Origin of the sequence: Nocardia sp. NBC_01499 (assembly GCF_045040275.1) — a bacterium.
GTDB lineage: Bacteria > Actinomycetota > Actinomycetes > Mycobacteriales > Mycobacteriaceae > Nocardia.
The window spans coordinates 9,023,059-9,045,504 of the sequence record NZ_CP109426.1; the positions used below are offsets into that span (position 1 = coordinate 9,023,059).

Consider the following 22,446-nt stretch of genomic DNA (forward strand, 5'->3'; position numbering starts at 1 on the left):
GACCGCTAGACCGTCTGTCGCAGCGCGTCAAGCAACCAGTAGTGGATGCCTCCCGCTGTCGCCTCGGTGCCGGTGATTTCGGCGGTGAGGCGCCAGTAGCGGTGCACCCGGGGATCGGCGTCCGTCGCGCCGTCGAGTAGTGCGCGCCGGAACCGGGGCGTGTCCCGTTCGTGCCTGGCCGCCGCGTGCGCGTGCACGTACTGGTCGAGCTCGGCTCCGGGACGCGGCGCTTCGCCGGCCGCGACGAGTGGGCCCGCGACCCCGCACGCGTAGGCGAGCGCGGTCACGAATTGCCGTCGATCGCCGATACGTTCGCGGTCCGATCGCCAGATCTGGTGTGTCATCGCCGTTTTGACGCTGGCATCGGTGGCGAGGTTGGCGAGCTCGGCGTAGGCGACGACCTGACCTGGCGCCGGCTCGCTCGGCAGCGGCGGCGCGGTCATATCGATGAACGAATCGAAGTCCGCCCGCGACAGCAGGCCGAGGATGGGTCGCCAGAACGTGACGATGCTGTCGAGGACAACGCTGCGGTCATGCACCGCCGCAAGCAGTTCCAGACGGCCGGCGCGCTCGTCCGGGGGCGCGCTCTCGATCGCGAACAGCGCCGCCCGACGCCACCGCAACGCATCCAGTTCGGTATCGAGCGCGGCGCGTTCCGCTGCGGCCACCGCGCCGATCGACTCGCTACCGTCGAGCACGCGCACGATCGCGGGCAGCGGCAAACCCATCGCACGCAACCGGCGAACCAGCAGCAGCCGATCGACCGCGGCGGGGGAGTCGAACATCCGATGGCCGCCGCCGGTCCGGCGATACTCCAGAATCCCGCTGTCGCAATAGAACCGGATCGTCCGGACCGGAACGCCGGTGCGGCGTGCCAACTCCCCGATGCTCACCGCGGCATGACGCGTGTCCTCGGTCACAACAGCTTGAACCTCCACTCAGGTGGAGTTCCTACGGTAATGCAATGAACCACACCGAATCCATGACGACCGAACAGATCTGGCGCGCGGTCGCCGCCGAACGAACGATCATGGCCGAGCTGCTCGCCGACCGCGCCGAGTCCGACTGGGACCACCCGTCCCTCTGCGCGGACTGGCGCGTCCGTGATGTCGTCGCGCACGCGGTGCTGTGCACCCGCGCGAATCTCGGTTGGATCCTGGTCAACCTGATCCGCGCGCGTGGCAGCGTGCACGGAGCCCTGCGGGACACCGCCATTCGGTACGCCGACCGGGTCGGCACCCGGGAGCTGCTCGCCGAGTTGCGCGCGAGCGCACCCTCGCGGTTCGTCCCGGTCGGCACGGTCCCCGCCGATCGACTGATCGACATGCTCGTGCACGTGCAAGACATCGCGATACCGCTCGGCATCGTCCGCGAGATGCCTTCCGCGCCAGCACGATCGGCGCTGGACCGGGTATGGGCGACCGCCGCAAGGTTCGGCATCGACGAGCGGCTGGCGGGTTATCGCCTCGTGGCGACCGACATCGAGTGGTCGGCCGGGGACGGGGTGCTCGTAGAAGGGACGGCTGGCGCTTTGCTTCTACTCGCGACCGGCCGTGCCGCGGCGGCCGCGCAACTCACCGGTCCAGGCGCGGCCACGCTGATCGCGGACCGGACATGAATCGTGGGCTGCCGTCGACCACCGGCAGCCCACGTAGTCCACCAGGTCTCAGGACGGCTTGACGGCGGTCAAATACGTGATGCTGTTGAACATTTGGGCCAGTGGATCGAGCATCTCGCCCAGCGGCCGGTTATAACGTTCGGCCAGTTCCTCGGGCAGCGCGGTGGCTGTGGTCCAGCCTTGCTTCGTCAGCCATTCGGCCGGATCCGAGCGATCGTCGGTATAGAACAGGTCGGTGATGTCCAGCGTCGCGAACGGTGTGTCGTGCAGCTGCTCCTTCTGGAATTCGAGGAGCTGCTTGAAGTCAACATCGGAGTCGATGGCGTCGCAGGCCAGGCTGCTGCCCGGCGCCGAAAGCTGATCGATCCTGGCGAACAGCGCGTCCTGTGCGGCCCCTGGCAGATACGGGAGCAGGCCCTCGGCCGACCACACCGTCGGCGCGGTCGGATCGAAACCCTCCTCGATGAGCGCGGCGGGCCAGTTCTCCCGCAGGTCGACGGCCACCTCCCTGCGGTCAGCCTTGGGCGTCGCGTCCGCGTCGGCGAGCACCTGCCGTTTGAACTCGAGCACCTTGGGCTGGTCGATCTCGTACACGACCGTGCCCTGCGGCCAGTCGAGGCGATAGGAGCGGGCGTCGAGCCCGGCGGCCAGAATCACCGCCTGCCGCACCCCGTCCTCGGCCGCGGTGCGAAACAGGTTGTCGAAGAACTTGCTGCGCAGTCCCATGAATCCGGTGCCGAGCGGATGCTCCGCCCACTTATCGCGTTCGGTGAGCATTTGGTTGGTGACCGGATCGCCGGACGCCTCGACGAACAGCTTGGCGAATTCGTCATGGATCAGTGCGTCGGACTGGGCGGTCTCGACCGCCCGCGCGGCCGCGACGAACAGCGCGGTCATCCCGACGCTGCTGACAATGTCCCAGGTATCACCTTCAGTACGCATGGTGCTCTCCTCGAAGTCTTGAATGACCTGTGTGGCAAGCAGTCCCGGTAGAAATGCACGCGAACCGCTTGCCGACTTGGCGATTACGCTGCTGTCGATAAGGGGTAGAGCCGGTAACGGAATTGATCCTACGACTCAGTGCTGAAACCTGCAGAACACCCGGTCAGCGCATGCTTTCGTCGGTCAGGGGCGTGGCTCGGTGGCGAGGGCCTGCTCGGCCGCCGCGCGCAGCTCCGCGAGCCGCGCCCGCTCCTCGGCGGTGTAGTCGCGCGCCTGGTCATCGAGCACGCAGACGGTGCCGTAGACACTGCCGTCCGGATTGTGCACGGCCAACCCGAGGTAGTTGACGAGCCCGAACTCCACCTCGTCCTCGTTGCCCGCGAAATCCGGGTTCGCGCGCGAGTCGCGCACGAACAGCTCGGCGTCGTTGTCGACCACCCGCTCGCAGTACAGCTCCTTCGCCTCCGCGAAGGCCACGCCCTTCTTCCCCTCGGCGCCCACCGTGTAGTGCACCTGCGCCGCACCGGCCGTCGCCTCGACCGTCATGTGGGTCGGCGTCGAGCGCATCACCAAGACCGAGCGCACTCCGAGTTCGGCGGCTGTCTGCTCGAGTAGCGATTCGATCGGCCGGAACTGTGCACTGCTGTCGGACATGACGACCTCTCCTGGCCTGAGACACACGGGACAAGTCGTCCCACTCTCCTCGGTGTGTCGTCCAGTCGCCAGGATTGCGCTCACACTGCGGCGAACCGCTCAGGCGACGATGTGGGTGTACGCGCCGCGAATGTGGGATTCGGCGTCGGTGAGGTAGTCGGCGAGCATCTTCGCCGCCTCGCTGGACCGTCCGTCGACTATCGCCTGGTAGATCTCGTGATTGCGGGCGAGGTAGGGCTCGTGGAAGGTGAGCGGATCGGCCATCACGTGGAAGACCAGCCGCAGCTCGTTCCACACGTTCGACATCATCTGATCCAGCCGCCTGCTGCGGTTGAGCGCGGCGATCGCCTTGTGGAAGTCGATATCGGCCGTGCCGACACCGGTCCAATCCTGTTCCCGCGCACAGGCATCCGCGCGGGCCAGGGCTGCGGCGAGTTCGGTCGGTTCCTGGTCGGCGCGGTCGAAGCCGTGCACCGCCGCGCCCTCGACGACCCGGCGGCACTGGTAGAGCTCCGCGACATCGTCCGAGGTCGGGATGCGCACGAACGCACCGCGATTGAGCTCGTGGGTGACCAGCCGCTCCTCGATCAGCGAGCGGAACGCCTCCCGCAGGGTGTTGCGCGAAACGCCAAGCGCCGCACAGATATCCGGCTCGGACAGCCGGGTGCCCGGCCGCAATGCCCCGTCCAGGATGCTCGCCCGCACGATGTCGGCGGTTTGCGAACTGCGACTGGACCGGGCGAGCAGACCCTTGTGTTCGGAAAGTGCCGTGTAGACGGGATCGGGCCGATCTACCGGTGTCGTCATCCAAACCTCCGCGGACCAGTGGCTTTGCCGTTCGAGCATAGCCCAGGGATCGAACCGCCAGCCGACGATCCAACTTTAGGATTGCAGAATCGTTCAACGATCCGTAGTCTGCTGTGACGTACGTCGCTCTCTTGAGCTCGAGCATTGCGAGGCATCCATGAGCCTTTCCACAGACCTCCCGGTGGATCCGGCCGAGAAGTCACCACCCTTCGACTGGTTCCGCACGCTGAGCGCCAAAGGCAAGAAGGCCTTCCTCGGCGCGTTCGGCGGATATGGCTTGGATGCCTACGATTTCCAGGTTCTGCCGTTGGCGCTCGGCGCCATTTCGTCGTACTTCGTGATCAGCTCGGGCAAGGCGGGTCTGCTCACCACGGTGACGCTGCTGGTGTCCGCGCTCGGCGGCGCGCTGGCTGGCGTGCTCGCCGACAAGATCGGGCGGGTGCGCACCCTCCAGCTCACCGTCGCCACCTACACGCTGTTCACGGTGCTGTGCGGCTTCGCGCCCAATTTCGAGACGCTGCTGGTCTTTCGGGCGTTTCAGGGTCTCGGCTTCGGCGGTGAATGGGCGGCGGGCGCGATCCTGGTCGCCGAATACGCGCAGACCAAGTATCGCGGCCGGACGGTGGCCTATGTGCAGAGCGCGTGGGCGGTGGGCTGGGGTTTGGCGGTTCTGGTCTACACGCTGGTCTTCCAGTTCGTCAGTGAGGATCTGGCCTGGCGGGTGCTGTTCTGGACCGGTGCGCTGCCCGCGTTGCTGATCATCTGGGTGCGCCGCAATCTGACCGACTCCGAAACCGTCACGCAGCGGCGCGAATCGGCGGGCAAACGGGCGGGATCGTTCGCCTCGATCTTCCGGCGGGACCTGCTCCGGACGACGCTGTTCGCCTCGGTGCTCGCCACCGGCGTCCAGGGCGGCTACTACACCCTCGCCACCTGGCTGCCGACCTATCTGAAGAAGAGCCGTCACCTGAATGTCGTTGGTACCGGCGGTTATCTGTTCGCGTTGATCGGCGGCGCGTTCCTCGGGTACGTCACCGGCGGCATCCTCGCCGATCGGATCGGACGCAAACGCACCATCCAACTGTTCGCCGTGTTGTCGGTCGCGTTCATGGTCGCCTACATCCAGGTTCCGGAGGGTGCGAACACCATGGTGCTTGTCCTCGGATTCCCGCTCGGCTTCTGCACCGCGGCCATCTTCTCCAGTTTCGGATCGTTCCTCTCCGAGCTGTATCCGACCGCGTCGCGCGGCACCGGGCAGGGCTTCACCTACAACTTCGGCCGCGGCGTCGGCGCGGTATTCCCCACTGTCGTAGGGTTTTTGGCTTCCACAACGCTCGGCTTGGCCGGTGCCATGATGTTCGGCGCCTTCGGCTACGTCCTCGCCGTGTTCGCATTGTTCGGCCTGCCGGAGACCCGCGGCCGCGAATTAGCCTGAAGGAGTGTCGATGTCCGCGATCACCGTGCCGACGGCGCCGCTGCGGATCCTGCCCGCAGGGGACCGGTCGCTGCTCGTCGCGCCCGACGAGCATGCCGACCTGGTCGCGTTCATCGACCTGCTGCGGCGCGAATTGCCCTCCGGCGTGCACGATGTGCTGCCCGCCGCGCAGACGGTCCTGGTCACCATGACCGATGCCGCGGACAGTCGTGCCGTCGAAGAGCAACTGCGGCAACTGTTCCGGACTATCCAGGGCACCGGATCAGCCGAGCCGGAGCCGGACGCGGTCCGCGTCATCCCGGTCCGCTATGACGGTCCGGATCTGGAAAGCGTTGCGGCACAGTTGGGTATCTCGGTGCGCGCGCTGATCACCGCGCATACCCGGGCGGTGTGGCGGTGCTCGTTCATCGGATTCGCGCCTGGATTCGGCTATTTGGAGACCGCCGTGCCAGGGTTGGCCGTGCCGCGCCGAGCGGTGTCACGGACCTCGGTGCCCGCGGGCTCGGTGGCATTGGCCGACGGGTACAGCGCCGTCTACCCTCGGCGTTCGCCCGGCGGCTGGCAGCTCATCGGCACCACCGACGTTCGGATGTGGGATCTGGACCGAGCCGAACCGTCCCTGTTGCGCCCGGGCACCCGGGTTCGGTTCACCGAGGAGGCGATGGGATGAGCTGCCGTGCCGCGTTGCGGGTCCTCGATGCGGGTCCGTTGAGCACCATCCAGGACCTCGGCAGGCCCGGCTGGTTCTCGATCGGCGTCGGCGTTTCCGGCGCCGCCGATCGTGGCTCGCTGAAGCTGGCGAATCGACTGGTCGGCAACCCCGAGAACGCCGCAGGCATCGAAACCTTGCTCGGCGGACTGGAACTCGTGGCCGAGGCGCCGGTGCTGCTCGCGGTGACCGGTGCCGAGGCGCCGATCACCGTGGACGGCGTCGCCGAGGCGCACGCGTCGGTCCTCGCCTTGCGAACCGGGCAGCGGTTGAAGCTCGGCATGGCCGCCGCCGGGTTGCGCGTGTATGTCGGCGTGCGCGGCGGTATCGCCGTCGATGAGGTTCTCGGTTCCCGCAGCAGGGACACCCTCGCCGGACTCGGTCCGGAGCCGCTGGCCGAGGGCGTGGCGCTCAGCGCGGGTGCGGCGGACGCCTACCCGTGGCCGAATATCGCTGTGGCACCGGTGCTTTCGATGCCGACGGGCACGGTCACCGTCCGAGTGCTGCTCGGCCCGCGCGACGACTGGTTCACCGATCCGCGATCGCTGTTCACCGGCACCTGGGAGATGACCGACCGGGCCGATCGAATCGGCGTTCGGCTGGCCCGCGTCGGCGACGAGGCACCGCTGACTCGGATCAACGACAAGGAACTGCCCACCGAGGGGATGCCACTCGGCGCGATCCAGGTGCAGCCGAGCGGTGAACCGGTGGTGTTCCTCGCCGACCATCCGATCACCGGCGGCTATCCGGTGATCGGCACCGTCGTCACGGCCGACGTCGACCTGCTGGCCCAGCTGCGGCCGGGACAGCACCTGCGGTTTCGCCTGGCGCAGTAGCGAATTCGGGCCCGGCCACCACTGAATCAACCAGTCGATCCGTTCATCGCATCGAGGTTCGCTCGCGCCTCATCGGCTCCGTCCTCGGCGCCGATGTCGACGAACATTGCCGGGCCGACGGCGAGGCTTATGCACGTTGCACACAGGTAGCGGGCAAATACTGGGCAGTTGCGTAGTGACACTGCCGCGAGGTGTCGTGTGAACTGATACCTCTTTCGGTCCGTCGGGCGCTCGATGGTGTCCCGGTTGGCGGTCGCTGTTATCGGCGGCTTCTGGCTTCGATGTCATCTTCGCCTGAGAGGTGCCCCGCTTGTGATCCGTGTTTGTCGTGCCACATTCGCAGTAGGTTTCACATTCGCTGTCTCGCTCGTGGTCGCCGCGACGGCGGCCGCCGGACCGGATCTGCCGAACACCGGCCAGGGGGGAACCCAACCCGCCTGGCCGGTGCGGCCCGACGAGAACCAGCTGCCGCCGCTGCCGCGCGAAACCGATATCTACTCGGTCATTCCCGTCCCCATGCCCGCCGACGACCGGTGGTTCGACGACCCGGCCGATCTGGACCGTTACGCCAATGGCGACGTGATCCGTAAGCGGGTGGTGACCAGCTATCTGCTCGGTCTGCCGTGGCCGCCGGTGCACACCGAACAGATCCTGTACCGCAGCACCGACAGTCTCGATCGGCCGACCGTCACCGCGACCACCGTCATGATTCCGGGTATCCCGTGGCTCGGCCCGAGTCCGCGCCCGGTCATCTCCTATCAGGAGGCGATCGACGGACTCGACCCGGCGTGCAATCCTTCGCACACCGTGCGCGCGGGGACTATGAAGGAAACCCAGCTGCTGCTGCAGTTCCTCGGTGAGGGCATGGCGGTGTCGGTCCCCGACTTCAACGGCAAGACCGATACGACACTGGCGCCGAGCGAGGGCCGGATGGTGCTCGACGGTGTCCGAGCGGCGCGGCGCGCTGGCATCGGCCTGACCGATGCGCCGGTCGGCCTGTGGGGATATTCCGGCGGCGGCAGCGCCACCGGCTGGGCGGCCGAACTACACCGGAGCTACGCCCCCGAACTGCCGATCAAGGGCAGCGCCCAGGGTGGCGTGCCCGGCGATAAGCACGCGATGACGATGTTCGCCATGGACGCCGGACCCGGTATCGCCGGACAGGCCGATTTCGTCGGCTGGATCTGGTTGATCGGATTGTCCAGGGAATACCCGGATCTCATCCCGCTCGACAAGTTCCTCACCCCCGACGGCATGACCGTGGCCGCCGATATCGAACATCGCTGCCTCTACACAGCGGCCGCCACCGGCGCGTGGCGGCCGCTGAAGAACTACCTGAAGGACAAGCAGGCGTTCCGCGACCCCGACGTCCAAACCGCCTTGCACCGAGACAGTCTCGGCTACGGCGACACCCCCGACATCCCGGTGGCGATGTGGCACTCCACCACCGACCCGATCATCCCCATCGCCGCCATCGAGCCCGTCGTGCAGCGCTACTGCGCCGCGGGCGCGAACCTGCGCTTCTTCAGAGTCCCTGCGACAGAACATATTTCGGCCGAGTTGATCGGGTACGAACCGTCGGTGCTATGGCTGACCGCCGTCGTCGCTGGCGCCGACCCCGGACCAACCACCTGCTGAGCTGGGCCGGAGCACCGCGCCGGGGGTGGTGCCGGACGGCAGGAAGCCGGAGGTGATGAACTCCCTGATGTAGGCGTCGAGGGCGGCTTCGGTGATCGGTGGACACGCGATGCCGGTGTCGGCCAGGGCGGTTCGGGTGTGCGCGTCGCTCCAGTCGAGGTGTCCGAGGCCGAGGTAGTTCGCGCTGAGCAGGGCCGCCCGGACGAGGGAATCGTCGCCGACGGCATTGCGGCGGTGGGATTCGTCAGCGAGGGCGGCGCGCACGGTGTCGAGCGGTGCGATCGTCACCGGGAGGCCGTGATAGCGCAGGCAGGTGAAGATCTCGCCTACCGTCACCGGGGTCTTGTTGACCAGGTGGAACACGGTTTCCGGCCGGGGCTCGGTGACGAGTTCGACGATCGCGCTGGCCACGTAGGTCACCGGGACGAGGGAGACGGCCGCGTCGCCGACATCCGGTGCCAGGCCGAGGATGGCTGCGGCGCGGATCATGTTCCAGAACGAATCGTCGGCGCTGTTCACGCCGGTTTTCGGGTCGCCGCAGATGGTTCCCGGTCGATAGATGCCGATCGGGATGCCGCGCTCGCCCGCCTGTCGGACCAGTTCCTCGGCGGCCCATTTGGAGGTGACGTAGCCGTTGTCGGACAGTTGGTCGGCCTGGAGCCGTACGTTCTCCTCGATGAGTCCCGTTGTCTCCGTGGCGGAAACAGTGGTGCCGAGGGTGGAGACGAAATGCACGGGCTTGAGCCGTCGCGTCGTCGCGAGCCGGAGTACGGCTCGGGTTCCCTCGACGTTGGCCGTGCGCAGTCGCGCGTACGGGTCGATGTGATTGACGCGAGCGCCGTTGTGCACGATCACATCGACACTGTCGCCGAGGCGAGCAAAGTCGTTGTCGGACAGACCCAGTCGTGGTGCGGCGAGATCGCCGGGGACGGCGACGATCCGAGCGGCGGTGGCGTCGTCCCATAACCGGTAGCGGTGCAGTGCCTGCCGGATGCGATCGGCACCCTGTTCCGTGCTGTCGGCGCGGACCAGGCACAGGATCCGCGCGTCGGTGCGCTGCAACAGTTCTCGGAGCAGGTGGGCGCCGAGGAATCCGGTCGCGCCGGTCAGCAGCACTTCGCGCGGGGAACCGGAGTGTGCGGGCAGGCAAGCGTGGCTATCGATTCCGTGGTCGAGTACGGCGTCCTCGGCAGGTGTCGCCACCCTGGTCTGTTGCGCTGTTCCGGTGAGATGCGCGGCGAGGCCGCCCACCGTGGGTGTGGTGAGCAGCGCCGACATCGGCACGTCACGCTCGAGGCGGGCCGAAAGCCGTTGGTGCAGTGTGAAAGCCATCAGTGAGGAGCCGCCGAGCTCGAAGAAGTCATCGGTCACCCCGATCGGGGATACGTCGAGCACCTCGGCGAATACCTCGGCGATCGCCTGTTCGAGCGCTGTCGACGGGGCAACGCCGTCCCGCGAGGCGAATACCGGCTTGGGCAGGGCGGCCCGGTCGAGTTTGCCGCTGGTATTGACCGGCAGCGCATCGAGGAGTACCACTGCCGACGGCACCATATAGGCGGGCAATAGGCGAGAAACCGACTGCCGCACCACATTCGGCTCGATGGCGGCATCGGGTGCCGCGACTACATAGCCGACTAGGCGGTCACCGGCATCGGACGATTTCACCGCGACCGCGGCCTGCCCGACACCCGGGTCCATGAGTAGCGCGGTTTCGATATCGCCGAGTTCGATGCGGTGCCCGCGCACCTTCACCTGAAAGTCGCTGCGCCCGAGATACTCCAGGGTCCCGCGCGTGTTCCAGCGCACCAGATCCCCGGTCCGATACATGCGCGCGCCCTGGTCGGCCGGATTCGCGACGAACCGTCCGGCGGTGAGACCGGGCGCACCGTGATAGCCCCGGGCGAGTTGGACTCCGGCCAAATACAGTTCGCCGACCGCGCCCACCGGCACCGGCCGTAGCCGGGCGTCGAGGACGGAGACCCGCGAATTCCATTCCGGCACACCGATCGGCACCGTGGCCGCCGGATCGGCGGCGTCGACGCGGTGCTCGGTGATGCTGACCGCGGCCTCCGTCGGGCCGTACAGGTTGTGCACCTCCGCGTGGCTGATCGCGTCGAACGCCCGCGCCGTCTCCGGTGCGAGCGCCTCGCCGATGACGAAAACGGCTCGCAGCGAAGATACTTCGGCGGCGGTGGCGTGACCGGCGAACGTCGTCAGCATGGTCGGCACGAAATCGGTGAGGGTGACCCGGTGCGTGGCGATCAGCCAACACAGCGCCGCCGGATCCCGATGCTCGTCCGGTCCGGCGAGCACCATCCGTGCCCCCGCGCGCAGCGGCAGGAAGTATCCCCACAGCGACACGTCGAAGGTCGCCGGAGTCTTCTGGAGATAGGTGTCGGTGGCCTCGACCTCGTACCGGTGCTGCATCCAATCGAGCTGGTTGACGATCGCCTCGTGGGTGACCACAACACCTTTCGGGCGACCGGTCGATCCGGAGGTGTAGATGACGTAGGCGGGGTGATCGCCGCGCAGCGGTATGCGCCGCTCGTCCTGGCGCACGGGCGCGGAATCCAGCTGCGTCAGATCCAGGGTGTCGACAGCGTGCGCTGCCGTGACCGTGAACGCGTCACCACTGGTGGTCAACACGCACTGTGGCGCTGCCGAATCCAGCACGTAGCCGATCCGTTCGGCCGGATGGTCCGGATCGATGGGCACCCAGGCGCCGCCTGCTTCGGCGATCGCGCACAGCGCGACGACCTGATCAATGGATCGCCGCATAGCCACCGCCACGACGGTCTCCGGGCCAACGCCCTGCCTGATCAGCCAGCGCGCCAACCGGTTACACCGATCCCGCAACTGCGCGTAGGTCGCCGTCGCCGATCCGAACACCAAGGCGGGGGCGTCCGGCGTGGCTTCCGCATTGCGCTGCAATGCCGCACCGAGGGTTTCGGGCGCTAACGCGTGATCGGCGCCAGCCGACCAGGATTCGATCTGCCGCCGCTCGTCCGGATGCACCATATCGATGTCACCGACCGCACCGACCGGATCGGCGGCCACCTGATGCAGCACCCGGATGTAGGCGTCGAGGAACCGCCGCACCGTCGGCTCGTCGAAAAGGTCGGTGGCATAACTGAACCGGATGATGATCTGGCCCGGCGTGCCGTCGTCGGCGTGCTCGTCGACCACCGCGATGTGCAGATCGGTCTTCGCTGTTCGGGTATCGATATCGAGCCCGGAGAACGTCAGGCCGGGCAGTTCGAGACTGGCCTTGCCGAAGTTCTGGAACGCGAAGCCGACCTGATACAGCGGATGCCGCCCCGGCGATCGCACCGGATTGACCGCGTCGACCACGTGCTCGAATGGCACCTCGGAATGGGCGAAGTTCACCAGATCCCGGTCCCTGGTCCGGTCGAGCAGCGCGGCGAAACTCTCGGCGAGATCGATCCTGGTCCGCGACACCGTCGTATTGACGAACATGCCGACGAGATCGTCAAGGGCGGCCTCGGCGCGGTTGGTCATCGGCACGCCGATGGCGACGTCGGTACTGCCGGACAGCCGGGACAGCAGGACGGCCAACGCCGACCGCATCACCATGAACAGGGTGGCCTTGTGTTCGCGCGCGACGGCGAGCAATTCGCGGTGCAGCGTGGCCGGCACCGGCCGCTGCGTCGCCGCGCCGCGCAACGACGCGGTGCTCGGTCGCGGCCGATCGGTCGGCAGGTCCAGCTCGTCCGGCAGCCCGGCCAGCTCCGTCGTCCAATAGGAAAGTTGCTGGGACAGCAGCGAATCCGGGTTGTCGCGAGAGCCGAGCAGCTCCTGCTGCCACAGGGCGTAGTCGGCGTACTGGATATCCAACGGCCGCCACATCGGGGCCGTGCCCGCGGCGCGCGCGGTGTAGGCGAGGGCGATATCGCGGGCCAGCGGGGCCAGCGAGGAGCCGTCGGCGCAGATATGGTGCACCGCGCACACCAGCACGTATCCGTCGTCCGTCCGCAGCAGTCGAACCCGCAGCGGCACTTCGGTCGACACGTCGAAACCGCGCCACAGGATGGCGCGGATGCGTTCGGCCACCGCATCGGGATCGGTGGAAGCGATGTCCTCGACGGCGAAATCGGCAACGACACTTGCTGTTTCGATCGCCAGCTGCCTCGGTCCGGTGGCGTCGGCGGGATACATCGTGCGCAGAATCTCGTGGCGCGCGACGGTGTCGGCGAATGCCGCGCGCAGGACGGCGATATCGAGATCACCGGCCATGTTCAAGGCGAAGCCGATATTGTCCACCGAGGATTCCGGATCGAACCGATTGCGCAGCCAGAACCGGAGCTGCGACGGCGAGAGCGGCACCCGCTCGGGTCGCGGCCTGGCGAGCAGCGCGGGTCGGGTCTTGTCGAATCGCTGCGCCTGAATGGCCTTCGCCAGCGCCGCGACGGTCGGATGATCGAACAGCAGCCGGGTCGGGATCCGCGCCTGCCACGTCTCGCTCAGCCGCGCGGCAACCTGGGTGGCGAGCAGCGAATTACCGCCCGAGGCAAAGAAATCCGAGTCAGCGCCCAGCTGTTCCTGACCAAGGACCCGAGCGAACACCTCGGCGATCATCTGCTCGCCGGGACCGGACAGCGACCGGTAGGCGAGCCGATCGACGGCACGGACGCGCAACGCCGCCCGATCCGCTTTTCCGGTGGGCGTCAACGGAATACGGTCGACAACGGTGATCGAGGTTGGCAGCATGTACTGCGGCAGCTGCTTGGCCAATGCGTTCGCCAGCCCGGCGACATCGAGGATGTGCCCCGGCGCGGGCTGCACATAGGCCGCCAGCGTCGTCTCGCCCACCGCGGTTTTACGGTCGACGGTCACCGCCGAACGCACCCCCGATTGCCGTGCCAGCACCGAGTCGATCTCGCCGAGCTCGATGCGGAAGCCGCGGACCTTGACCTGATCGTCGGTGCGGCCAAGGTATTCGAGGTCGCCACCGGTGCCGCGGCGGACGATGTCGCCGGTGCGATACATCCGCGTGCCTGGGTGGCCGTGCGGGTCGGCCAGGAAACGCTGTGCCGTCAGGCCGGATCGGTCGTGGTAGCCGCGGGCCAGGCCGGGGCCGGAGACGTACAGTTCGCCCGCGGTGCCGACACCGACCGGGCGAAGGCGCTTGTCGAGCACCCGGCAATTCATGCCCGACAGTGCGGAGCCGATGCTCACCGGCAGGTCCGGCGACAACGGCGAACTGATGGTCACCATGATGGTGGTTTCGGTCGGCCCGTAGCCGTTGAAGAACCGGCGACCGGGTGCCGCCCAGCGACGAACCAGTGGCGCGGAACAGGTTTCGCCGCCGACGATCACCACGCGCAGCGCATCGAGTCCGGTCGGCTCGAGCGAGGCGAGGGCCGACGGTGTCAGGAAGGCGTGGCTGACCTCGTGTCGCGCCAGCGCGTTCGCCAGCTCGGCGCCGCCGTAGACCGTCGGCGGCACGATCACCATGGTGGCGGCGGAGCCGATGGCGAGCAGCAGCTCCAGGACCGAGGCGTCGAAGCTCGGTGACGCGAAATGCAAGGTGCGCGCGGCGGGAGTGAGGGTGTACCTCGTGATCTGCTCGGCACAAAACGCGGCGATACCGGCATGGGTGACGGTGACGCCTTTCGGGCGACCCGTCGAGCCGGAGGTGTAGATCAGATACGCCGCGTTCGAAACCCGAAGCAGTGCGGGACGATCGAGATAGGAGATGGGGGTGGTCGATTCCGCTGAAGTCCGCGTGACGAACTCCGGGTCATCGATCGCGAGCCAGCGAACGCCAGCAGGCAGCGTTGGCGCGTATGCACTGTCCGCCAGCCCGATTTCGGCACCACAGTCGGTCACTTGGAACTGGATGCGCTTGCGCGGCAGGCCGGGATCGATCGGCACGAACGCGGCGCCGGTCTTCGCGACGGCCCACACCGCCAGTACCGAGTCGATCGACCGTGGCAGCGCCAGCGCCACCCTCGTCTCCGGCCCGGCCCCCATCGTGAGCAAGGTCCGAGCCAATTGCGAGGAGCGCGCGTCCAATTGGCGATAGGTGATCGAGTCGTCGCCGCACACCGCCGCGACGCCGTCGGGATTACGCTCGACGGCCGAAGCGAGCAGCGCGGCGAGGGTGGGTGAGTGGGACGCCGACGTTCGGCGGGAACGCTCACGACGAGCGGACGAGGGGGTCCGCTGAATACCACTGGTCAAGCTCTGGTCCCGCCATCCGAAGTGACAAAGGGGCCTGATGGTACAACGCGGTCGTCGGGTTCACCACCGATATGCAGAGAGCTGTCCGCGCACGTGCTCAGCCCGGTTGCTCGGCGCGGAGGCACACTTTACGGCACTGCGGGCCAAGACATTTCGAATTCAGAGGATTTTCGTCCTACGTTTCGGTTTCGATACTCGTCCGCACCCACCGACGGCTCGGCGTCAGGCAACGCCGCTGCGCGTCGGCGAAGAGGCGCACGCTGTCCAGTCCCGGCCAGTCGGCGGGCAACATCGCTTCGGGGAGCCCTGGATCAAGATAGGGGATGATGCGCCATTCATCGAGCAGGGGCACGAAGCGGTCGAATGCCTGTCGGGCGGTGAGGTTTTCGAGGGTCAAGATATCGCGGTGGTGCTCGAGGAATTCGCGGTGCCGATCGGCGAGGGCCGGCAGATCCCACCACTGCGCGGCCGCCGCGCGCAGGGTGGTGGGGACCGTGAGTTCCGTTGCGCGAAAGGAGGTCACGTAGTCGTCGAGATCCAGCGCCGAGACAATCGTCGACGCTTCCGCCGCCAGATACTCCGGGCAGATCCACAGACCGGCGGAGACCGTGCCGCAGCCGATCGAGGACAGTCGGCGGCGCAGCTGATGTCGTGCGGCACGCTGGGATTCGGGAATGCCGAACGAGATCAGATGCCAGGCATCGCCATCGGCCATCTGCCGGAACCCGAAGATGCGCGGGTCGCCGCGGGAGTACATCGCCTCGGCGGCGTCGGTGATGCGGTATCCGCTGCGCCCGCCTCGCGATTCGGCGTCGAGCACGCCCTTACTCTTCAGCCGGGCGACCGCCGTCCTTGTACTCTGCTCCGGCACGCCGAGCCCGGCCAGCAATCCGCTGAAATCGGCGATGGCGATCCAGCCACCCAGATCGCGGACGTACGCGCCGAGCACGGTCCTGGCGAGCGAGGTCGCGCTGCCCGGCCGCGAATCGATGTCGTCGAGGACGGCACCGGCGAGGTCAGCGCGCGGCGAGTTCATCGCGGATCGCGGCAACCCCGGCAAGCACCTCGGCGTAGGTGGTGCTCAGCGGGCTCAGGCCGATCCGAATGCCCTGGGGCGGACGGAAATCGGGGATGACGCCGCGTTCCCAGAGTCGCGCGGTGATCTCCTTGAACTGTGGGTGGTCGATCGTCACGTGGCCACCACGGCGGGCTGGATCCATAGGCGACGATACCTCGACACCGAGCGGCAGCAGCCAGGTCCGCACCAGTTCGAGCGCGAATTCGGTGAGCGCGACCGACTTCGCCCGCACGGCCGCCATCCCGACCTCCTCGATCAGATCGAGGGTGTCCTGGATCGGCAGCATGCCGATGATCGCGGGCGTTCCGCTGATGACCCGCCGGATGCCCTGGGCCGGAACGTATCCCTGCGCCATCTCGAAGGGGCTCTCACGACCCATCCATCCCCAGATCGGCTGGGTGAAATCGGCGAGATACTCGGCGCGGACGTAGCCGAACGCGGGCGCGCCGGGTCCGCCGTTCAGATACTTGTAGGTGCAGCCGACCGCGAAATCGACTGCCCAGGAGTCCAGTTCGATCTCCACGGCCCCCGCCGAATGGCACAGGTCGAGCAGCAGCAAGGCACCGGCGTCGTGCGTGACGGCACAGATGGCGGGTGCGTCGAGCAGGTACCCGGACCGGTAGGCGACGTGACTGAGCACCACCAGCGCGGTGCGCTCGGAGACGGCATCGGCCACGTCCCGAGCGGTGACGCCAGCGGTGAACTGCGGCTCGATCCACCGCAGCGTCAGGCCCAGCTCGTGTGCGATCGACTCCAGCAGGTAGCGGTCGGTGGGGAAGTTGTCGCGGTCGAGCACGATCTCGGTGCGCCCCGGCCGCAGCGCGAGGGCGCCGCGGGCGATCTTGTACAGCAGCACCGTGGTCGAGTCGCCGATCGTGGTCTGACCGGGGGCCGCGCCGAGTATCGACGCGCCGATCCGCGCGCCGATCGTCAACGGCAGGTCGAACCACTGCTCGTCCCAGCCGCGAATGAGGCGCCCGCCCCACGCGTCGGTGACGAACGCGGCGAGACGTTCGGCGGTCGCCCGGGTAGGGCGGCCGAGTGAGTTGCCGTCGAGGTAAGCGACGATCTCCGGATCGTCACTGCCGAGGAAGCGGCCCGGGTAGTCGCGCAGCGGATCAGCCTCGTCGAGAGCACTTGCGCGCGTGACGAAGTCGAACGGTGCGGTGGTCATGGCATCAACGTCCGATCTCGGTGCGTACGGCGAACAGTTCGGGGAAGAAGGTCAGATCGAGGGCGCGCTGCAGGAACCCGACACCGCTGGATCCGCCGGTGCCGCGCTTCATGCCGATGGTGCGCAGCACCGTGCGCAGGTGCCGGAATCGCCACAGCTGGAAGTTCTCCTCGAGGTCGACCAGTTCTTCGAACGTCTCGTAGATCGACCAATGCTCTCGCGGTGCTTCGTAAATGGACTTCACGAGGGGGAGCAGTTCGGGATCGAAGACGTACGCCTTCGTCACGTCCCGATCCAGCGTCGAGCGCGGTACATCGAGCCCGATGCGCGCGACGTGCTGCCAGAACGCGTCATACAGGCTCGGTTCGTGCAGTAGCGACCGCAACTCCTTGTGCGCGACCGGATCCGCTTCGAAGACCCGAAGCATCGAGGCGTTCTTATTGCCGAGGATGAACTCGATGGCACGATACTGATACGACTGAAAGCCGGACGAATTGCCGAGAACGTCGCGGAACTGGGCATACTCGGTGGGCGTCAGCGTCGCGAGCACGGACCACTGCTCAGTGAGCGTCTTCTGGATATGCTTAACGCGCGCAATGCATTTGAGAGCGACACCGACCTCGTCAGCCTCGAAAGCCGCCCGCGCCGCACGGGTTTCATGCAGCACCAGTTTCAGCCATAGCTCGGTGGTCTGGTGCTGGATGATGAACAACAACTCGTCATGATGCTCCGGCCTGCTGACCGGATGCTGCGCGCTGAGCAACGTGTCCAGATCGAGATAGCCGCCATAGCTCAGACGCGAGCTGAAGTCGGTGACGATGTCGTGTTCGAGTGCGCGAGTGTTGTGCTCGACGGTCATGCGAGGTCCCCATCAGTAGGGTGCTGCCTTCACCCCACCGTATGACACTATCGTGACGTGCGCTAGATCTATGTCATAGATGCGCAACTGTCGCACCGGGCTCGTCCGTATCCAGCGGCCGTCTGGTCACCGGGACTCGCCTTGTCGCGGAGTAGAACCGGTTCTAGTTTGATTGTCATGGCTTTCAACGTCGCTGACCTTCTCGAACACGCGGTGGACGCGGTGCCAGACCGCATCGCCATCATCTGCGGGGACCGCCAGGTCACCTACCGTGAGTTGGACGAACGCGCGAACCGGCTTGCGCACCACCTGGCCGCGCGCGGGATCGGCAAGGGCGATCACGTCGGGGTGTACTCGCGTAACTCCATCGAGGCCCTGGAAGCGATGATCGCGACCTACAAACTGCGTGCCGCGGTGGTCTGCGTGAACTACCGCTACGTCGCCGAGGAGGTCCGCTACATCGCCGACAACGCCGACCTGAAGGCGTTGGTGCACGAACGCGCCTACGCCGACGTGGTCGCCGAGGTGCTGCCGCACACGCCGTTGCTCACCGATGTCATCGTCGTCGAGGACGGTTCCGATCGGGACTACCGCCGATACGGCGGCACCGAGTACGAGGCGGCGCTGGCGAACGAATCGTCGGCGCGTGACTTCGCCGAACGCAGCTCCGACGACCTCTACCTGCTGTACACGGGCGGCACCACCGGCTTCCCGAAGGGCGTGATGTGGCGGCACGAGGACGTGTGGCGGACCCTCGGCGGCGGCATCAATCACGTCACCGGCGAGTATGTCGCCGACGAATGGGAACTGGCCGAGGGTGCCAAGTCCGGGCCGACCGGCATCGTCATGGCGCCGCTGTCGCCGCTGATCCACGGTGCCGCGCAGTGGGCGGCGTTCATCGCGCTGAACTCCGGCGGCACAGTGGTTTTCGTGCCGCAGTTCGACGCGCACGAGGTGTGGCGGACGGTCGAACGGCACAGGGTCAACGTGCTCACCGTGGTCGGCGACGCGATGGCGCGGCCATTGCTCGACGCCTATCGGGACAAGCAGTACGACGTGTCGTCGATGTGGGCGTTGAGCAGCAACGCGGCCCTGTTCTCGCATTCGCTCAAACAGCAGTACGTCGAGCTGTTCCCGCATCTGTTCATCACCGACGTGATCGGCTCCTCGGAGAGCGGCGGCACCGGCCTCGCGGTTGTCGGCAAGGACTCCGACCACACCCAGGGGCCACGGGTGAAGTTCAACGCGCAGGCCGCGCTGATCGATGAGGACGACAACCTGATCGAGCCGAAGCCGGGCGCGGTCGGCCGGATCGCACGGCGGGGTCACGTGCCGCTCGGCTATTACAAGGACCCGGAGAAGTCGAAGACGATCTTCGTCGAGATCGACGGCACCCGCTATGTCGTGCCCGGCGACTACGCCCGCTACGAGGAGGACGGCACCGTCACGCTGCTCGGCCGCGGCTCGGAGTGCATCAATACCGGTGGTGAGAAGGTCTTTCCGGAGGAGGTCGAGGGCGCGCTGAAGTCATCGCCCGACGTGTTCGACGCGCTCGTGGTCGGCGTGCGAGACGAGCGGTTCGGCGCATCGGTGGCCGCCGTGATCGCGCCGCGCAAGGGGGTGACGCTCGATCTGGCCGGGCTCGATGCCCATGTGCGCACCAAGGTCGCGGGTTACAAAGCGCCGCGCGGCTATTGGATCGTCGACGAGGTGATGCGGCAGCCGAGCGGGAAGGCCAACTACCCGGCGGCCAAGAAGCACGTCACCGAGCATCCCGACGAGGTGCGCGCGCCGCGCTGACGGCCGGCCCGGCGATAACGTTCCCGAGCCGGAATTCGGCGTTGCCGCACCGAATGGCACGCCATTGCCGCCGGTGCAACAAGGCATTATCGGCTGCCGCTCGAATAACCCGTGCCGGACATCTTTCGAAGGACGTGTCAGCACACCGTAAACAACGCGTGCCGTTAGCGTGCATATCGGGATTGTTTTGTAGTGTGTGGTGAATGACCGTGCAACTGGCTCGGGGGCAGACATATGTGCTCGAAGCCGAGCACATCATTGTTTCGGTGCGGCACAGCGCCGCTGTCGACCTGTCCGCGTTATTGCTCACCGCGAATGCCATGGTGCGCGCGGACGCGGATCTGGTCTTCTACAACCAGCCGCTCGGTCAGGGCGTCCGACTGATGCCGGGGGAGGACGGCGGTCCGGGTGTGTTGGTGATAGATCTGCGCGCGGTTCCCGTCGAGGTTGCCCATGTCCGCGTTGTCATCGCGCTCGACGACCAACAGGACGGCCTGGGTGAGTATCCAGCCCCTGAGCTGATGATCGAAGACGCTGCGGGAAACCGCTTGTGCGACTACGTGATCGACGATCTCGGCGCGGAGTCGACGGTCGTCGCGCTCGACTTGGACCGGGCCGAACCCGACTGGCAGCTCCGCCCGCTCGGACACGGTTACCACAGCGGTTTCGCCACCCTGGTCACCGCGCACGGCGTCGCGGTGGGGCGCACGCCGAAACCTTCGATGCGGCAGCAGTCCCACGATGCGAACCTGCTCGGCGTCAACCAGGAATTGGCACTGCGCAAACCGGGTGGCGCGGAATTGTCGCATGTGAAGATGGCATTGGGCTGGGACCCGGTCCGTGAACCAGGCCGATTCGGACTACGGGAAGTCGATATCGACCTCGATGCCTCGGCATTGGTGTTTTCCGGAAGCGAACTCATGGACGCCGCTTTTTATGGTCAATTGTCCTCCAAAGACGGATCCGTTCGGCATCAAGGCGACAATCTCACCGGTTCCGGCAACGGCGACAACGAGATGATCGACGTCGACCTCACCCGTATGTCCGCCGAGGTGTCGACGGTCGTTTTCGTCGTCACCTCCTACGCCGGGCACACCTTCGAGCGCGTGAGCAACGCATTCTGGCGCCTGGTCGACGGCAATACCGACGTCGAACTGATCGGCGGCAACCTGCGCGTCGGCGGCAGGCACACCGGCATGGTGGTGGCGAAGGTGCAGCGGGAAGCGGATGTCTGGCGGTTCCACGCCGTCGGCGCGCCCATCCAGGCGGGCCACCCGGTCGAGGCGGCCGCACAGGTCGCGCCCTACCTCTGAGCATCGTCGGCTCCTCGAGGCGCACTAACTGTCGTGCATTGATCCTCGCGGATAGGCCGAGGAGGATGGAGGGCGTGGGCAGCGGTGCGGGTATTCGGGCGAATCCGTGGGTAGCGCTGCGTCCGGACGAGGATGCGGAGCAGGTGGGCACGGATGTGTCGGCGGCCCACGAATCGTTTGTCGAGCGGGGTGAGGCGCCCACGTCGGTGCGGCGGGTGGTCGAGGCGTCCTGGGTGCGCAGCCGTGGCAACGGGATCGATCCGGATCGGCAGATCGGCCGGACGTCGCTGACCGGCATCGAATTGGAGCGCTATCGGCGGATGCATCCGATGTCGTCGGTGCGCCCGGTCGTGCAGACCTTGCTTGTCGAAGATGCCAGGGACACCGGGCTGCTGATCGCGTTGAGCGACGCGCACGGCCGATTGCTATGGGTGGAAGGCGATTCCGCGGCAAAGGATCGGGCGGCGGGGATGAACTTCGTCGACGGCGCGGACTGGAGTGAAGCCGCGGTCGGCACCAATGCGCCGGGAACCGCACTGGCACTTGATCATTGCGTGCAGATCTTCGGCGCTGAGCATTACAGCAGGCTGGTTCACCCCTGGAGCTGCGCGGCCGGCCCGGTGCACGACCCGGCGACCGGCCGGATACTCGGCGCGATCGATATCACCGGCGGTCCGCGCGTCGCGGCGCCGGAAGTGCTGTCGCTGATCAGGGCGACGGTGGCCGTTGCGGAGTCCGAACTCCGGGCACATCCGGTGTCCGTCCGCACGGCGCCACGGGTGGAACTGCTCGGTTCCCAGCCTGCGCTGCTGTTCGGTAATGAACGAATCCCGTTGTCGCGCAGGCATTCAGAGATCTTGCTGTTGCTGATGGAGCATCCCGAGGGGCTCGCGACCGAGCACATCGGTGTGCTGCTGGATGAACGGGACCTCGACGCGGTCACCGTGCGCGCCGAAATCTCGCGCCTGCGCCGGATTCTCGGCGGCACCGCACTGGGCTCGCGCCCCTATCGACTACTGACGGAACTCGATTCGGATGTCGGCGAGTTGCGGCGCAGTCTGCGCCGCGGCGATATCGGCGCGGCCGTCGCGCGCTACCGCGGCCAATTGCTGCCCTGCTCACGGGCGCCCGGCGTCGGCCGGGTCCGCGAATCGTTGCGGGCACGGATGCGGGCGGCCGTGCTGAGGTCCAGGGACCCAGCGATCCTCGGCTGGTGGATCTCGTCCGTCGACGGGCGCGAGGACCGTGGCGCGTGGTCGGCCTATCTTGCCTCGCTCGACCAGGATTCGTCGCTGCATGCCCAAGTGGCCGCGCAGATCGGCATGCTCGATCGGGAGTTCGGCGGTCGGTGATCCATTTCCAACGTTGATGCAACGTTG

General features: G+C 66.9%; 16 protein-coding genes. 8 read left to right on the forward strand and 8 right to left on the reverse strand.

Features of this window, described 5'->3' with window-relative positions:
- Positions 1–5: 5 nt before the first annotated feature.
- The gene (locus OG203_RS41135) at positions 6–920 is read right to left on the reverse strand and encodes a MerR family transcriptional regulator (protein ID WP_405162588.1); all 915 of its coding nucleotides are present in this window, start codon (positions 918–920) and stop codon (positions 6–8) included.
- Between the two features lie 44 nt (positions 921–964).
- Here OG203_RS41135 and OG203_RS41140 point away from each other — a divergent pair, with 44 nt between their 5' ends.
- Positions 965–1,618: a maleylpyruvate isomerase family mycothiol-dependent enzyme gene (locus OG203_RS41140; protein WP_405162589.1), complete on the forward strand. Its 654-nt coding sequence runs from the start codon at positions 965–967 to the stop codon at positions 1,616–1,618.
- Between the two features lie 48 nt (positions 1,619–1,666).
- Here the strand turns inward: OG203_RS41140 and OG203_RS41145 are convergent, their stop codons facing one another.
- From OG203_RS41145 to OG203_RS41155, 3 genes are all read right to left on the reverse strand, one after another.
- A complete protein-coding gene (locus OG203_RS41145) occupies positions 1,667–2,560 on the reverse strand; it encodes a class I SAM-dependent methyltransferase (protein WP_405162590.1) in 894 nt (297 codons plus the stop codon).
- 183 nt (positions 2,561–2,743) lie between these two features.
- Entirely contained in the window at positions 2,744–3,214 is a 471-nt protein-coding gene (locus OG203_RS41150) for a GAF domain-containing protein (protein ID WP_405162591.1), read from the reverse strand.
- Between the two features lie 99 nt (positions 3,215–3,313).
- Positions 3,314–4,021, reverse strand: coding sequence for a GntR family transcriptional regulator (locus OG203_RS41155; RefSeq protein ID WP_405162592.1), 708 nt, complete (start codon positions 4,019–4,021; stop codon positions 3,314–3,316).
- A 157-nt stretch (positions 4,022–4,178) separates the two neighbouring features.
- Here OG203_RS41155 and OG203_RS41160 point away from each other — a divergent pair, with 157 nt between their 5' ends.
- The 4 genes from OG203_RS41160 (at position 4,179) to OG203_RS41175 (ending at position 8,639) form a co-directional block, all read left to right on the forward strand.
- Positions 4,179–5,456, forward strand: a complete 1,278-nt coding sequence (locus tag OG203_RS41160; protein ID WP_405162593.1) for an MFS transporter — start codon at positions 4,179–4,181, stop codon at positions 5,454–5,456.
- A 19-nt stretch (positions 5,457–5,475) separates the two neighbouring features.
- Entirely contained in the window at positions 5,476–6,126 is a 651-nt protein-coding gene (locus tag OG203_RS41165) for an allophanate hydrolase subunit 1 (RefSeq protein WP_405168165.1), read from the forward strand.
- Positions 6,123–7,001: a biotin-dependent carboxyltransferase family protein gene (locus OG203_RS41170; protein ID WP_405162594.1), complete on the forward strand. Its 879-nt coding sequence runs from the start codon at positions 6,123–6,125 to the stop codon at positions 6,999–7,001. The genes OG203_RS41165 and OG203_RS41170 overlap by 4 nt, the downstream gene beginning before the upstream one ends.
- A gap of 369 nt (positions 7,002–7,370) precedes the next feature.
- Positions 7,371–8,639: a lipase family protein gene (locus OG203_RS41175; RefSeq protein WP_405162595.1), complete on the forward strand. Its 1,269-nt coding sequence runs from the start codon at positions 7,371–7,373 to the stop codon at positions 8,637–8,639.
- Here the strand turns inward: OG203_RS41175 and OG203_RS41180 are convergent.
- The 4 genes from OG203_RS41180 to OG203_RS41195 form a co-directional block, all read right to left on the reverse strand.
- Positions 8,586–14,843 (reverse strand): amino acid adenylation domain-containing protein, encoded by a 6,258-nt coding sequence (locus OG203_RS41180; RefSeq protein WP_405162596.1) that lies wholly within the window; start codon positions 14,841–14,843, stop codon positions 8,586–8,588. The genes OG203_RS41175 and OG203_RS41180 overlap by 54 nt on opposite strands.
- A gap of 175 nt (positions 14,844–15,018) precedes the next feature.
- On the reverse strand, positions 15,019–15,879 hold the full coding sequence (locus OG203_RS41185) for a PaaX family transcriptional regulator C-terminal domain-containing protein (RefSeq protein ID WP_405162597.1): 861 nt from the start codon (positions 15,877–15,879) through the stop codon (positions 15,019–15,021).
- The gene (locus OG203_RS41190) at positions 15,860–17,095 is read right to left on the reverse strand and encodes a kynureninase (protein ID WP_405162598.1); all 1,236 of its coding nucleotides are present in this window, start codon (positions 17,093–17,095) and stop codon (positions 15,860–15,862) included. The genes OG203_RS41185 and OG203_RS41190 overlap by 20 nt, the downstream gene beginning before the upstream one ends.
- A 4-nt stretch (positions 17,096–17,099) precedes the next feature.
- The gene (locus tag OG203_RS41195; protein ID WP_405162599.1) at positions 17,100–17,954 is read right to left on the reverse strand and encodes a tryptophan 2,3-dioxygenase; all 855 of its coding nucleotides are present in this window, start codon (positions 17,952–17,954) and stop codon (positions 17,100–17,102) included.
- A gap of 177 nt (positions 17,955–18,131) precedes the next feature.
- Between OG203_RS41195 and OG203_RS41200 the strand changes: the two genes are divergently transcribed.
- From OG203_RS41200 to OG203_RS41210, 3 genes are all read left to right on the forward strand, one after another.
- Positions 18,132–19,754 carry an acyl-CoA synthetase gene (locus OG203_RS41200; RefSeq protein ID WP_405162600.1) on the forward strand — a complete coding sequence of 541 codons (1,623 nt, stop codon included), beginning with the start codon at positions 18,132–18,134 and terminating at the stop codon, positions 19,752–19,754.
- Between the two features lie 203 nt (positions 19,755–19,957).
- On the forward strand, positions 19,958–21,067 hold the full coding sequence (locus OG203_RS41205) for a TerD family protein (RefSeq protein ID WP_405162601.1): 1,110 nt from the start codon (positions 19,958–19,960) through the stop codon (positions 21,065–21,067).
- Positions 21,068–21,141: 74 nt separating this feature from the next.
- Complete coding sequence (locus OG203_RS41210; RefSeq protein WP_405162602.1) at positions 21,142–22,419, forward strand: transcriptional regulator; 1,278 nt, start codon at positions 21,142–21,144, stop codon at positions 22,417–22,419.
- The last annotated feature ends 27 nt before the right edge of the window (positions 22,420–22,446 follow it).